Annotated in this window: 14 protein-coding genes and 1 pseudogene; 4 read left to right on the top strand and 11 right to left on the bottom strand. The window is 65.8% G+C overall.

The genetic code is table 11. The features are described from left to right. Window positions 1-399: 399 nt before the first annotated feature. The 3 genes from ACZ573_RS07730 to ACZ573_RS07720 all read right to left on the bottom strand — a co-directional run bounded on the left by ACZ573_RS07730 (window position 400) and on the right by ACZ573_RS07720 (window position 2,824). Window positions 400-1,236, bottom strand: coding sequence for an acyl-CoA thioesterase (locus ACZ573_RS07730; protein ID WP_471300463.1), 837 nt, complete (start codon window positions 1,234-1,236; stop codon window positions 400-402). Window positions 1,237-1,365: 129 nt separating this feature from the next. Then, window positions 1,366-1,962 carry an NADPH-dependent F420 reductase gene (locus ACZ573_RS07725; protein WP_471300461.1) on the bottom strand — a complete coding sequence of 199 codons (597 nt, stop codon included), beginning with the start codon at window positions 1,960-1,962 and terminating at the stop codon, window positions 1,366-1,368. Between the two features lie 43 nt (window positions 1,963-2,005). Next, window positions 2,006-2,824: an inositol monophosphatase family protein gene (locus ACZ573_RS07720; protein ID WP_471300457.1), complete on the bottom strand. Its 819-nt coding sequence runs from the start codon at window positions 2,822-2,824 to the stop codon at window positions 2,006-2,008. A 138-nt stretch (window positions 2,825-2,962) separates the two neighbouring features. Here ACZ573_RS07720 and ACZ573_RS07715 point away from each other — a divergent pair. Next, a pseudogene (locus ACZ573_RS07715) lies at window positions 2,963-3,099 on the top strand (helix-turn-helix domain-containing protein); the annotation flags it as partial. Between the two features lie 44 nt (window positions 3,100-3,143). Here the strand turns inward: ACZ573_RS07715 and ACZ573_RS07710 are convergent. The 3 genes from ACZ573_RS07710 to ACZ573_RS07700 form a co-directional block, all read right to left on the bottom strand. Then, window positions 3,144-4,649, bottom strand: coding sequence for a GMC family oxidoreductase (locus tag ACZ573_RS07710; protein WP_471300661.1), 1,506 nt, complete (start codon window positions 4,647-4,649; stop codon window positions 3,144-3,146). 190 nt (window positions 4,650-4,839) lie between these two features. Next, the gene (locus tag ACZ573_RS07705; protein ID WP_471300454.1) at window positions 4,840-5,061 is read right to left on the bottom strand and encodes a hypothetical protein; all 222 of its coding nucleotides are present in this window, start codon (window positions 5,059-5,061) and stop codon (window positions 4,840-4,842) included. Then, window positions 5,058-5,555, bottom strand: a complete 498-nt coding sequence (locus tag ACZ573_RS07700; protein WP_471300658.1) for a hypothetical protein — start codon at window positions 5,553-5,555, stop codon at window positions 5,058-5,060. Before ACZ573_RS07700 ends, ACZ573_RS07705 begins: the two co-directional genes overlap by 4 nt. A gap of 306 nt (window positions 5,556-5,861) precedes the next feature. Here ACZ573_RS07700 and ACZ573_RS07695 point away from each other — a divergent pair, with 306 nt between their 5' ends. After that, window positions 5,862-6,359: a nitroreductase/quinone reductase family protein gene (locus tag ACZ573_RS07695; RefSeq protein ID WP_471300451.1), complete on the top strand. Its 498-nt coding sequence runs from the start codon at window positions 5,862-5,864 to the stop codon at window positions 6,357-6,359. 10 nt (window positions 6,360-6,369) lie between these two features. Next, window positions 6,370-7,362: a pyridoxal-phosphate dependent enzyme gene (locus ACZ573_RS07690; RefSeq protein WP_471300448.1), complete on the top strand. Its 993-nt coding sequence runs from the start codon at window positions 6,370-6,372 to the stop codon at window positions 7,360-7,362. A gap of 27 nt (window positions 7,363-7,389) precedes the next feature. On the opposite strand, the gene ACZ573_RS07685 is transcribed toward ACZ573_RS07690, so the two are convergent. Then, complete coding sequence (locus tag ACZ573_RS07685) at window positions 7,390-8,316, bottom strand: SDR family NAD(P)-dependent oxidoreductase (protein ID WP_471300445.1); 927 nt, start codon at window positions 8,314-8,316, stop codon at window positions 7,390-7,392. A gap of 171 nt (window positions 8,317-8,487) precedes the next feature. Between ACZ573_RS07685 and ACZ573_RS07680 the strand changes: the two genes are divergently transcribed. Then, the gene (locus ACZ573_RS07680; RefSeq protein WP_471300442.1) at window positions 8,488-9,978 is read left to right on the top strand and encodes a glycosyltransferase; all 1,491 of its coding nucleotides are present in this window, start codon (window positions 8,488-8,490) and stop codon (window positions 9,976-9,978) included. On the opposite strand, the gene ACZ573_RS07675 is transcribed toward ACZ573_RS07680, so the two are convergent. The 4 genes from ACZ573_RS07675 to ACZ573_RS07660 form a co-directional block, all read right to left on the bottom strand. Further along, complete coding sequence (locus ACZ573_RS07675) at window positions 9,947-10,660, bottom strand: FkbM family methyltransferase (protein ID WP_471300439.1); 714 nt, start codon at window positions 10,658-10,660, stop codon at window positions 9,947-9,949. The two genes, ACZ573_RS07680 and ACZ573_RS07675, sit on opposite strands and share 32 nt — an antisense overlap. A gap of 245 nt (window positions 10,661-10,905) precedes the next feature. Then, entirely contained in the window at window positions 10,906-11,670 is a 765-nt protein-coding gene (locus ACZ573_RS07670) for a lysostaphin resistance A-like protein (protein ID WP_471300437.1), read from the bottom strand. 11 nt (window positions 11,671-11,681) lie between these two features. Continuing rightward, on the bottom strand, window positions 11,682-12,377 hold the full coding sequence (locus ACZ573_RS07665; protein WP_266616295.1) for an alpha/beta fold hydrolase: 696 nt from the start codon (window positions 12,375-12,377) through the stop codon (window positions 11,682-11,684). 163 nt (window positions 12,378-12,540) lie between these two features. Beyond that, a complete protein-coding gene (locus tag ACZ573_RS07660; protein WP_471300433.1) occupies window positions 12,541-13,566 on the bottom strand; it encodes a 3-oxoacyl-ACP synthase III family protein in 1,026 nt (341 codons plus the stop codon). Window positions 13,567-13,624: the final 58 nt, after the last annotated feature.

Here is a 13,624-nt window from a genome sequence, read left to right as displayed (position 1 = left end):
TCGCATTGCGGCGGTCAGGAGGCAGAGTTGATGCTTCTGATTCGGCGAGATGAGCTGATCGCCTGAAAACGCACCGCGGTGGTCGGTTCGCCCCGTTCGGCAACGAGAGACGCGACCCCTGACGCTCAGGCCTCTCGCAGCCTGAGCGTCAGGGGTCGCAATAGCGCTCCATCCTCCGTAATGAGCCCGTGCATGGTTGGCGGTGAGCCATTGAGGCGCCGAGGGGGCCGTTGTGGCAGGTACGGCATCAGGCCAGGCTCGCCTCGCAGTCACGGAAGGCGGTCGTCGGCGCCGGTGCGAAGCACCGGCTGTCGTTCGTCGACCGGCTACTGGCCACTACATGCCGACCACGATGGAGCTGCCGGCCGGGCTTCGTTTCTCTTCCACCGGAGGTAACGGTCAGTCACTGGCGCGCAGTTCGTCGCGTGGGCCGATGGCGTCGGCCACGCCCAGGCAGGTACTGCCTCGGAAGACACCGAGTTCGTAGTGCACAGACCCGGTGTCGACAGAACGGACCGTGAGCGCGATTTCGTAGGTGCCCGGGTAGGTCACCTCGCCGAGATACTGGATCTGGTACGACGATGGCGGCAGATCCGGCACCGAGCCCCCGACAGCCGTCCCGATCGAGTCCAAAGTGAATGCGGCGACGGCCTCGTCGTACCAAGTGGCCAGTGCGATGAAGTTGACATGCTGGTTGGAGTCGACGTCACCGATCCGGGAACGCAGCGGGGTCCAGTACGAGTAGTGGGCACGGTGCAGGCGCTCGGGGCGCGGACGGGTGGCGGTCGGCCTTCCTGCCACCCCTGTCTCCAGTAGCTGCATGTCGTCGAGATCGGCGATCAGCTCGTCCGGAAGCTGGAGCGGCCCCGAGTTGTCGGCCAGCACGATCGTCGCGTCGCCGCTGCCCACACGCTTGTCGCCGACCATGACCTCCTGCCCGAAGGTGACGGAGGAGCGCCCGACCCGGCGAACGCCAGTGTGCACCTGCACGCGGGTACCGACCGGTCCAACTGGAGTGAGTCGGCTGACCCGTTGGCCGACGAGCAGTATCTGGAACGGGCCGAACCCATCCTCAGCGATGAGGCGTTCGAAGCGGTGCAGCGGCAGCCGGATCCGGGCGTCCTCGAGCCAGCGGGCCATGCCGATCGTGCTTGCCAAGCCGTCTCGGCCAAGATCAGCCTGTCGCACCGGGACGTCGACCTGGACGCCGGCACTCCGATTTTCAGGAGAGTTCATGCATGACGACCTCATGTCTACGTCAACTCCGCGACCAAGTCGGAGAGTGCCTGCCGCGATCGCTTCCCACCGGGAGCCCGTCCGTGCCGGTGACGGCTCCCGTCACCTGCAGCTGGCGCGGCTCGGCAGTCAGCGGGCGATCGAGATCGCGAAGGGAGCGAATCCGGTGGACCGGATGACGTGCGGGACGAACAATATCGCGGCCTCCGTGGCGCGGGCGGTCTGGATCCCGCCGAGATCGGTGATCCATTCCTTGTGCCAGCCGAGGTCGACGAGCAGTTCACGGACAGTCTGCTTGGCCAGCGGGTCCTCGCCTGAGAGGAAGGCGGTTGGCGTCTGGGTGAGCGTGTCCGGCGCGGTCATCACCGGGAAGAGCATGGTGTTGAGCGTCTTGACGACATGCGTTTCGGGCAGTGCTTCCTGGAGCTGTTCGGCGAGGCTCGATCCGGGGTAGATGAGGTCGGCGGGGAGTCCGTCCGGTCCGTCGGTCGTGGCGTTGGAGACGTCCACGAGGATTCTGTCGTGCAGCTCTTCGCGCAGGGCGGCGAGACGTTCCAGGGAGCCGGCGCCCGGGGTGGCGTTGATGACGATCCGGGCCGTCCGGGCGGCATTGGCGGCGGCGCCCGGCGCGCGGTCCGCCACCGTCACCTCGTGTCCTGCGCGGGTGAGGGCTGCGGCCAGATTGCCGCCGACGCGGCCGTTTCCGAGAACTGCGATCGTGGTCATGATGATGTGGTCCTTGCGTGGGTGCGGGTTGTGGTGTAGGGGGTCAGCGGGAGAGTGTGGCGACGGCCTCGGCCTGGACGCCGGGCGCGGCAGCCAGGAAGCTGTCGCTCTCCGGGGTCCAGGGACGGCCCTCGGCGTCGGAGATCCGTCCGCCGGCCTCGGTAACGAGCAGCGCGCCGGGCAGCAGGTCCGCTCGGGCGCCGGCGAACTGCCAGAAGGCGTCGATCCGGCCGGCGGCCACGTTCGTCAGGTGCAGGGTCGCGGGCACAGCGGTGCGGACGACGAGCGCGTCGAAGAGCATCGCGGTGATCGAGGAGCCGACGCGCCGTACGACCTTCTCGTCCTCGTCCGGCCGAGCCTGGCTGGTGGCCACGATGCCCAGGCCGAGGTCCTCGGTCCCGGAGACGTGCAGCGGCCGGCCGTCGAGGTAGGCGCCCGCGCCGCTGAGCGCGGTGTACGTCTCGCCGGTCAGCGGCAGGTGGACCACGGTGAGCACCGGCTGGTTCTCCCGTACGAGGGTGGCGGTCACCGCCCACTCCGGCAGCGCGTGCAGGTGGTTGACGTTGCCTTCAGCCGGGTCCACGACCCACCACTCGCCGGACGGCAGCGCCCCGCCGTCCAGCTCGTCCTCCACCCAACCGGCCTCCGGGCGCAGGCTCGTGAGACGGGGGCGCAGGATGTCGAGGGCCGTGTTGTCGTTGACGGCGAGCGCGTGCATCAGCTCTTCGCGGGTCTCGTAGCGGACCACGTCGCCGAAGCGCTCCCGCAGCGCGGCACCGGCGGCGCGCACGGCGGTCGCGGTGCGGTCGAGCAGGTCGGCGTCGGAGATGGCGATGTCAGTGGCCTGAAGGGTTTCGGACATGGTGGTGCTCCTGTCTGAGGAGGGGTGATGAGACCGGTCGGGGCCGAACTGCGCGTTGCTTCTCGCGCTTTCGTCTCGAAGGTATATGGCCCCACCATTGACTTCAAATGCATGTGAGGAACGGCAAGGATTACTCGCATGCAATTGGATTCGAACCTGCCCGCGCGTTCGACGCGCTGCTGGAAGAGGGCTGTGTGGCCGGGGCGGTCGCGCGCCTGCACGTCACCGCCTCAGCGGCAAGCCGGAGTCTGGGCCGCATTCGGCGCACGGCGGGGGGGATGAAGGGCGTCGTGGAAGCGCCGTGGGCGCGGATGAAGGCTCAGTCGAGCAGTTCGGTAGCCCGTTCGGCGATGGCGTAGACGGTCGCGTTGGTGTTGGCCGAGGGGATGGACGGCATCACCGAGGCATCGGCGACCCGCAGCCCGGCGATCCCATGTACGCGAAGGTTCGCAGGATCGACGACGGCATCGGCGTCGGTTCCCATGCGGCAGGTGCCGGTGAAGTGGAAGTAGGGGCCGGTAGCCTTTCGGATGAACTCTTCCACGGATTCGCCGCTCGTCCCGGAGCCCGGCACCGCTTCCTGCTTGCGCCAGTCGGCGAACGCGTCGGCCTCGCCGATGCGGCGTGCCACTGCCAGCCCCTTGCGCATGACCTCCAGGTCACGGTCGTCGCTCAGGTAGCCCGGGTCGACAACGGGAGCGCTGGCGGGACGGGCGTCCGCCAGGCGCACGGTGCCGCTGCTGTGCGGAGCCACCGCGGAGAAGGCTATGGAGTAGCCGCCCGCCGGCGGCTGGCCCCATGCCGACGGGAGCGGGGCGGCGACGATGTACACCTGAAGGTCCGGCCGGGCCGCGGCCGGGTCGCTGTACAGCAGGCCCATCATTTCGGCCGGTGGGTTGGCAGGAACGAACGGTACGGGCTGGGCGGCCTCGTACACCACTGCCGCCATCGGATGGTCCTGCAGATGGGATCCCACTCCTGGCAGGTCGGCGACGACGCCGATGCCGTGTTCGCCAAGGTGTCGTGCCGGGCCGATCCCCGACAGCATCAGGAGGTGCGCGGAACCGATGGCCCCCGCGGCCAATATGACCTCGGCGCTCTCGACGGACAGGTGCTCGCCCCCCAGGGTGTACTCGACGCCGGTGCAGCGGCCCTCGGTGATGCGCAGCCGCTGTACGGTCGCGTCCGTGACGACGTCCAGGTTCGGCCGGTCGAGGAACGGACGGATGTAGGCGTCGGCCGCGCTCTGGCGGGCGCCGCCGGGCAGATTCATGTCACTCCACCCGAACCCGGTCTCCAGCCCGCCGCCGATGTCATCGGCGCGTGTGAACCCAGCCTGCACCGCGGCGTCGACGCACGCCGTGGCAAGCGGATGGGGTTCCGGAACCGGGGCGACCACGACCGGCCCGTCCGTGCCCCGCACGGAGGCATCACGACTGCGAGTACTCTCGCTGCGGCGGAAATAGGGCAGCAGATCGTCGAAACCCCAGCCCGGAGCACCGAGTCCGGGCCATTCGTCGTAAGCGGAGCGGTGCCCCCGCAGGTGGTAGAGGCCGTTGATGCTTGACGATCCGCCGAGCGCCTTACCGCGCAACACGTCAGCGGCCCTGCCTGTACCGGCCTGCACGGTCGCGGCGCCCAGCCAGAGGGATGACGGGTCGAACCCCAGGAACCCCCAAGGAGATGCCATCGCCTGGGTCGCGTCGCGGGCGCCCGCCTCCATCAACAAAACCCGCACGCCGGGGCGTTCCGAAAGCCGGGAGGCAATCACGCACCCCGCCGTCCCCGCTCCCACAACGACATAGTCATAAGGACTCTGGCCCATCATGTCTCCGCTTCCCACGGCAGCACTGTCCGGCCACCGGGTTTCAGGAAAAGGCTCCTCGACGATCAAAGAGCTGATTGCTTGCATGTACTGACGGGGCCGAAAAGTTGGGATGGTTCTCTTCAGGTCGGCCCTGTGCCTCGCTCGGCCGCCTCCGAGCTCGGCGCGCAGAAGGCGTGGAACCGGCTGATCAGCAGGGAGCGGGCTCCAGTGGAGCAGGGCTATCCGGAGGCAGGCCGCGCGCGCCGCTGGTACTGACGGACACCGAGGTGGCCCGGTGGCAAACGATCACCTTGATCCGACGGGCCTGGGCGCGCCCGGTCCGGGCATTGCCGATCGCCCGGTTGGGGATGTCCAAGTCGGCGCCGGTGCCTGCGATGACGGCCATGCGGCTGGACTTCTCTTGCTTCACGAGTTTCTGGTCCTTGGTGTGTACCCGTCCAGGAACAGCCCGGGTTCCCTTCTGCCGTCGAATCTTAGGAACACCGACACGGCACGTACTTGAACCTCCGCGACGTTCGTTCGGAACCTCAGCGCCATACGAGTGGCGAGGCAGTCGGCGTCACACAGCACTGGGGCAGGCTGTTCGTGCGCGCCGACCGACTTCTTGCCCTGCCGAAGTGGCGCCCCCTTCCCACCGACGGCCACGTCAACCCGGGTCGGCAGCGCCGACGGTAGGGGGACCCCCAAGGCGTTCACCGCCGAGAGGACGCACGACGTTGCCTTGGTCGACGACGCCCTGGCCCCATCTCCGACCAGACCGACTCCGGGGAAGCTGTCCCTGCATCGATCTGGCTCACGCCTTGGCGTCGGCTTGCTTGGGCAGTGAGAGTGGCGCGCCGCGCCGGAAGGCCGGGGGAAGGATCCAACACACGTCTCCCGCCCGGCCGTCGTGGCCGCCGTCATCGCCCAGGCCACACACGCCCCCGGCACGCAGTCCTGACGACACGCGCACGCCTCCGCACCACACCCCTGTTCCGGCCCGCCTGAGCGCGGGTTCGGCCTTCGAGGTCGCGTTCGACCTGCCGCTGTCGGCCCTCACGGAACAGGCGCGGGGGACCACAGACGGAAAGGGGCGTAGAACGCTCTCGGATTCCATGGCTCACGACTGCTGTGCAGGCATCAATCCGCCGTCATGCGGACGTAGGCGGTCCGACGTAACTTGGAACATGAGATCGACTGACATCGGGAGTCCCTATGCACAGACTCGGGGTGGCCCTCCTGCGCGCGGTCATGTTCCGGATCGGGCAGAAGTCCAGCCCTGCCCTTCGCAGATTCATCGTCGTCATGAGCGTGCTGCATCTCGGCGCCTATCGACGGACGGGTGGTCTGCTGGGACGACTGGGTCTGAAGCACGGCAAGATCGTGATCATCACGACGACGGGCCGTAGGACCGGCGAGCCGCGGACGGTTCCCCTCCTCGCTGTCGAGCACGGCGAAGACCTCGCGGTCATCGCTTCTCATGGGGGCCTGGACCAGCCGCCGGGCTGGTGGCTGAACCTCGGAGAAAATCCCTTCGCGACGGTCGAGATCAGAGGTCGCACCTTCCATGTCAGGGCCGAGCAAGCTGACCAACGGAAACGTGCGGAACTGTGGCTCCGGTTCGTCAAGGCTTTCCCCGGGTACGAGGATTACCGGCAGCGCACAGCCCGAGAGCTTCCCATTGTGATTCTCCATCCCGTGCCCGGACCAACCGTGACAGCAGGTTGAGGGACCAGCTATGCGCGACCACAACGGAATCCAGCGCATTCTGGAGGCCCCGTTCGTCCCTCTGGGACAGTGGCCGACGCCGATCTCGGCAATCTCCCGATCAAACGGGGTGGATGTCCTGGTCAAGCGTGACGACCTCTCCGGTCACGGCCGCGGAGGCGTCAAGACACGCAAGATCGAGCATCTGGTCGGGCACATGCTGGAGAAGGGGTACGGCAGCCTCGTCACCCCGGTGGGCAACGTGACCAACCTCGTACACGACATCCTCCCGGTTCTTCGACGGTTCGACATCGCATGGGAAATCGTCGTCGCTGACGTTCCGCCCCTTCCTCCCGGTGAACGACGGAGGATGTTCGGCGGCCTCGGAAACAACGTGCGTCTGATCGGTCCGGGCCACATCGAGGCAGCCGGTGCGCTGGCCGGTGCCTATCACCGGAGCCGCAGAGCGGGACGGCGGCCGTTCTTCGCCCCGCCGAGCCTCGCACATCCCGCAGCGGTGATCGCTGCTGCGCGCGGTTTCCTGGAAATGGTGGGTCAGGTCGACGCCCTAGGGGTGCCGCCGCTGCAGACGGTGTTCATCACGGCCGCGTCGGGCACGGCGTTCGCGGGTTTCGTACTGGCGGAGAACATCCTGCGCCTGCAAGGACATCGTCCGATCCATGTCGTCGGCGTTCAGGTCTACCCTGGCCCAGCACGCTGGTGGATCCACGGACTCGTCCGGTGGACCGAGCACTACTTGTCGGTGTCCGACCGGGTGCCCAGTGGACGCATCGACCTGACGACGACCAGGACCTATCGCGAATTCGGTCGCTACCCGGCCGACTTGGTCGAGCTGTGCACATCCGTGAAGGAAGAGACAGGACTGAAACTCGACCCGGTATTCGGAGGTAAGACCTGGTCGATCATGGAGTCTTGTCTAGCCCAGGGGCGCAGCAAAGGTTCCGTGTTGTATTGGCACTGCGGCTACACGCCGGACTGGGAGGTCGTGCCCGCGGCTTGTTGAGAGGGGCCGGCCCACGGCACTGAAGGTCTATCTCGACGGGGATCTGCTCAGCTGCCTTGCAAGCAGCGCGTCGAAGACACGCGTGGGCAGAGCGGTGGACAGGGCCACCCCCGCGCGTGCCTCCGCGCCCATGAGATAGACGGCCTTGGGATGTCGCGCATAGAGCGCATGACGGGCGGCACGGGCGACCACCGACGGTGAGATGCTCCGTCCCGCCGCGGCGGAAGCCACGTATCGCCGCATGTTCTCCAGTGTGCTGCCGTACAACTCCTTCGCTCTCGTCGGCAGTCGGTCCGTCAAGCCCTGCACAGAATGGTCTGCCTTACTCCAGATCGGGGTCGCCACCGCTCCGGGCACGAGGACGGACACGCGGATGTTCCATGGCCGCAGCTCGCGTCGCATCGACTCCGCCATGCCGTTCAGTGCGTGCTTTGACGCGGCGTAGGGTCCGAAGCAGGGTGCGGCGATGTGTCCTCCGATAGAGCTCGTGAAAAGTACGCGTCCATCCCCGTGATCGCGGATCAGGTCAAGAACCCCCTGAGTCACGGCCAACTGGCCGAAGACGTTGACCTCGAACTGGTGTCGCATCTCATCGATGGTCACGTATTCCAGGGGGCCGCCTGTCGCGACGCCGGCGTTGTTCACCACTCCGCGGAGGCGCTGCCGGCCCAGGAGCCGGCGGATCGAATCGACCGCCTCCGTGATCTGGCTGCCACTGGTGACGTCCAAGAGGATCTCGTGCACCGCACCTGGTAGTCCGTCGCCCTTCGGCGCTTCCCCAGCCCTACGCACACCGGCGAATACGGTCACACTTCGCCCGGCGAGGTCCAGAGCGATTGCCCTGCCGATCCCGCTGGATGTACCGGTGACGAAGACTGCTTCGTCTCTGGCTTCCTCGAGGTGCCGACCAAATGGTGAGTGACGCCTCACGCGACAGCCTCCTCGACTACTCATGAACAAAGAAGCGGAGCGAACGGTTGCGAACAGTTACGTCACCATGATGAGTGAGAACCCACCTTGGCTCCCCTTCCTCACCGGGAGCTCGTCGGCTCATCACCCGAACGCACCACTGTCGCGTCAGTAAGCCGGCGAGCCCTTATACGGAATTCGGGTTAGACTGATGGGATGCTGGTGATAACTCTTTCCGCCATGCTGGCGTTCTTCGCCATAGCTCAACTGCGGATACTGGTCATTCACGCATATGCCCAGATGAAGGGCGTCGGAGCGCAGCCCATCGAACTCACCCGGCCGACCAGTTGCTCCTGGCCGACGGTAGTGGTGCAACTCCCCATTTACCGAGAACACAAAGTTCTTCACCGGGTACTCACGGCGGTAACGAACCTCGCCTATATGGATGGCCGACTCGCGGTGCAAGTTCTGGACGACTCCGAGGGGGAAGAGGCCGCGCTGGCCAAGGCCGTCGTCGACGCACATCACGGAGGCTCCGTCCCGATCGAATACGTCCACAGGACAAGCCGCGACGGGTACAAGTCAGGGGCGCTCAACCACGGTACGCGGATGGTCGATTGCGACCTTGTGGCGATTTTCGACGCGGACTTCACACCTGATCGTGACTTCCTCATCAAAACCGTACCTCTGTTCGAGGATGCTTGCGTCGCTGCAGTCCATACGCGATGGCGGCACCGCAACGGTCTTTCGTCCACTCTGACGCTGTTCCAAGCGGCGGTCCTCGACAGCCTGTTCTGCTTTTCGAGCGGGATCCGCCAGGCCAGGGGGGAGTCCACCATATATCTGGGGACCAGTGGGGTCTGGCGGAAGCGCACGATCGAAGAGCTCGGCGGGTGGCGCGAAGCACCGTTCACCGACGACGGCATCGACCTCAGCTTCCGTGCCCAGCTCGCGGGATGGCGGGTCGTCTTCGTCAACGAGGCATTGGCCAGCAGCGACCTTCCCGACACCTACCTCAGCTACAAAAACCAGCAACGCCGCTGGGCGCGCGCGGCATTCCGACTCTTCCTCGACTATGGGAAGAAGGCGCTCAGTCCGCCACAGGGCAAGAGACGTCGATTTCTTGAGCTTTCTTCCTTGCACCTGGTTCTGGGCACACCGGTACTCGTCCTGACCGGAGTGCTCTCCAGTGCATATGTCGTTCTCGGGCTCCCACGCACTCCGTACTGGGCGATCACCCAAGTCGGCCTCAGCGCGTTTCTCGTACTGTTCCCGCCGCTGCAGGAATGCGTGCTCTCGCAGAGAATTCTCTACGCCGACTGGGCGCGGCGGTGTCTGCGTCTCCCACTGTCGTTGCCGCTCGCCATCGGCGTATCGGTCTCCATCCTGGCCGGCTTCCGGGACACGATCAAGCGAGACGAGCCGGAGTTCGTGAGAACCCCCAAGGAAGGGTCGTCAGGCATTATCCGGAAGAGCGAAGCGAAGTGGGTCGGAACCGCCTCGCGGATCGCATGGTGTGAACTGGGCCTGGGTGTCGTGTTCCTCTCGGCCGGGCTGCTGTCCGTCGTGCGCGGCTACGCCGAATCGTGTTTCCTGCTCTCGTCCCTGGCAGGGGCTTTCCTGGTCGCGAGTGCGAGGAGCGGATCGGAGATCCGACGAGCCGGTCACCGGCCGGCTACCCCGGCCTCCGCAGGCACATCAGATTGACCCGCCCGTTTCCCTGGCGCCGGATCTCCCGCCGGATGGCGTCCCGGTCCTGGGGGAACGTCACAGGTCGAGGAGGGGGCCCCGCCAGGGAGACGTCGTCGAATCCGCATGCGGCCAGGGCCGCCCAGAACGAGTCGATCGACTCACCTGCAGCGGCCAACGTCCGCTCGTTGAGCTCGATGATCAGAACCAGACCGGGATTTCGACGGCTCAGCTCCCGCATACCGGCCAACGCCGCGACCTCATGCCCTTCAATGTCGATCTTGACCAGATCCACTCGGGGCCACAGACTCTGTTCGGCCCATGCGTCCAAGGTGGTGCACGCAACGATCTCCCTCGGCCCCGGGCCATCGCCAGCCGCCGCGGCCCGGTGCATGCTGGACAGCATGCTGTCGGACGTGCCCGCGAACAGCGTCACTGCACCGACCGAATCTCCCACGGCACTCGGCACCACGTGGATCTCGCCGCCGACGTCGTTCTCCGCCACGTTTCTCCGCAGGATGGGGAGCAGTGCCGACGACGGCTCGAATGCCCAGACCGTGCTCGCCGATCCGCCGAGGCGCGCGCACAGCAGCGTGAAGTAGCCGAGGTGCGCACCGACGTCCACGACCGACATGTTCGGCCTGACGAGGTGCCGGATGAGTGCCGCGACGTCGCGGTCGTGCATGCCCATCGCCAGCATCTGCAGGTGATACGAGGGGCGCCCTTCGTGGTAGAGCCGAAAGCCGTCGACCTCGACGGGGATGGCCGGATCCGTCAGAAGCGAGTGGGGAAACAGCCACCGATGCAGGGGCGCGCCGAGTTCGGCAAGGAGTGGCGCAAGGGGACCAGAACGGTCGAACCCCCAGGCCCCGGCTCGATGAATAGCGCGTACGCCGCGCAGAGTGAATGCACGCAGCGGTGATGCGGGACGTGGCACGAGCGGACCTACCAAACCACGAGGGCCACAACAATGGGGGCGAGGACGATGTTCACCCCGTGTGTCGCCATGCAGAGCCACAGAGAGCCCGTCCGTGCGTGCACCCAGCACCAGATCATGCTCACGCCGAAAGCCCATACAAAGTACGCTGCGCCGGCCACATACGGGTATGCAGGCAAAAGGTAGACCAGTTGGGCCGAGTGGCGGAGTCCGAACAGGGTGGACGTGACGACCGAGGCGATCGGCAGCGAGTAGCGCCCCAACAGCGAGCCTTGGAGGAATCCCCGGTAGAAAAGTTCCTCTCCGAACATGGGCCAAAGTCCCAGGAAGACGTACACGGTGATCAGCGCGAACCAGCTTCCATAACGCGCGGCGTACAGATCCGCGAACTTCCCATAGGTCGCAAGCAGGTTCCATGCGGGATCCCGCGTCTTGCCGAGGACGGTCATAGCGAGGCTGTACAGAAGGATGAAGCCCCCGATGAACACGATGGCGGCAGCAAACGGCCGGCCCTGCTTCGGAAGATGCGCCCGAATCTCAGGCCAGGGTCGACCGGTGGGGCGAACCCGAAACCAAAGCGGGATAACAATGGCGAGGCACGCGTGAAAGACGGGAAACGGCGCGTAGGGCCAGCCTTGCCATGACTCCGGAAGGGCGACCGCGGTGACCAGTACACCGATGCAAAGAACGGTGAGCGGGTGGAGTCCGCCGACGGGTGCGGTGGGGTCGGCGGCTTGCGCGTCCGGAACCGCGGGTCTCCTTACGTTCGCCATGGTCTCATCAGCTACTCCACGCTTGAGATGAAGCGGCGAACGGTCTCGTTGACGAATGAGTCGTCTACGTAGGTGATGAAGTGCTCACCACCTGGCTTGATGACCGCTGCACCCGCGTTGGGAAGCAGCGCGGCCATGCGGCGGGCCTGGGCGACCGAGACAATGTGGTCGTTGTCGCCGGAGATGACCAGGCTCGGCACGTGAACCTCGCCCGGCGTCGGGCGATGCTCGGTCAGGTTGGGAAGAATGCTGTGCTTGAACAGCGCCGTCAACCGAAGGACGACCAGCGCCTCCTGGACGATCCACTCCGGTTTGATCTGGGTCCCTCCGACGAAGCGCCCAAGGAGTGTCGCAAACACACGCGATGACACCACTCGCTCGATGGGAAGGTGTTCCAGCATCTTCAGCCAGAAGCCGTAGGGTTGCGGGAACCGGTAACGATCGGCCAGCCCGACGAAGACCATCGAGCGACACAACTCGGGATGATGCTTGGCGAGATAATAGGCTGCCGCACCCGTGTCGCCCCACACGACGAAGTGCGCGCGGCTGATACCGAGGGCGGAAAGCAGACAGCGGACCTCGTGGGCCCTGTCCTTGATGCCGACTCGCGTGTTCGTGCTGAGCAGCGGTTCATAGAGCACGACGCGGTGGTCGCGCTGGAACTCTGCGATTTGAGGTGCGTAGACGAAGTTCAGTTCGGTGACCATGGGCAGGAGTACAACGGCGTCCCCCTCTCCGCAGTCGAGTACGCGGAGTGTTCTGCCGTCGGGAAGCGTGACGGGACGCATGGCCGCCGCGATCGCTCCTTGGTCCTCGGTCATCCTCGTGCGAAGCGAGTCCGAGACGGGAGGTCGCACCCATGTGCGCGCGTCAGTCATTGCACCCCGCCTCGTCGGGCAGGAGCTCGATTGCCACTGCGCCGCAGGAGAACCCGAGGCCGAAGGCGAGAAGCAACAGCCTTTGCCCTGGACGGAGTAGGCCTTCATCTCTGGCCAGGGAGAGATTCACCAACAGGCTGGCCGGACCCATGTTCCCCAGGCGGCTGGCAGGCATCGGAAAAATCTCCGGCCGGAAGCCCAGAGCCTCGATGAGAACGTGCAGCATGCGAACGTTCGGCTGATGGGAGATGACGAGGTGGACGTCGTCGTGGCCCCACCCGGCTTCTTCGAGTACACGGGAAACCAGGGGAGGGATGACGCGTACCCCCGTACGAACCAGGCCAGAGCCGTCCATGTCGTAGAAACCGGCTTGCACGCTGACCCCTTCGGGGCCGGCGTTGTAGCCCCGTACCGGGATGCTCCCGAGGGCCGCATGGTCGGCGTGAGTCTCCCACTGGATGCTCATGACCTTGGCCGACATGCCCTGTGACGTGCTGTGCCGCTCGACCACGGCCGCGCCCGCACCAGCGCCGAAGAGCCCGACCGTGCCCCTGTCCTCCGAGCTGATGATCGGCAGGAAATCCACACTCGACGAGATGACGGCCCGACTGCAACGATTGCTCGACAACATGAGCAGAGCCATCTCGAACATGGCCACAGGTTCAGCGCACACTCCGTCAAGGGAGAGCACTCGTAGACCCTTGAGCCCCAGCGCATTCGCCAAGATGACCCCGGACGGCGGGGTGAAGGCCGTCAGGCCGTTCTGGACGTGAAGGAGAACTGTTTCGGGGCCCAACATGTCAGGTTTCAGCCCGCTCGACTGAAGAGCCGACTCGACAGCGGACACCGCGAGCGTGAGTACGTCCTCTCCTTCCCCGCAAACCCGTCGTTCATCAATTCCAGTTCGCTTCGTGAACCAATCCGTGGACAGCCCCATCGAAACAGCCAATCCGGTGTTCGAGACAATCCTGGAGCCGACGGCATGACCGGTGCCTGAAATGCTGAGCTGCTCGAGCAAGACTTCACTCCTTCGGGTGAAAGTTGGTCCGGCATCCGGCCAGGAGAAGCGAGCTACA

The sequence above is a fragment of the Streptomyces sp. NPDC040545 genome, from assembly GCF_055595065.1.
Note: the sequence above shows the minus strand (reverse complement) of the source record. Positions and strands in the feature narration are given on the sequence as shown.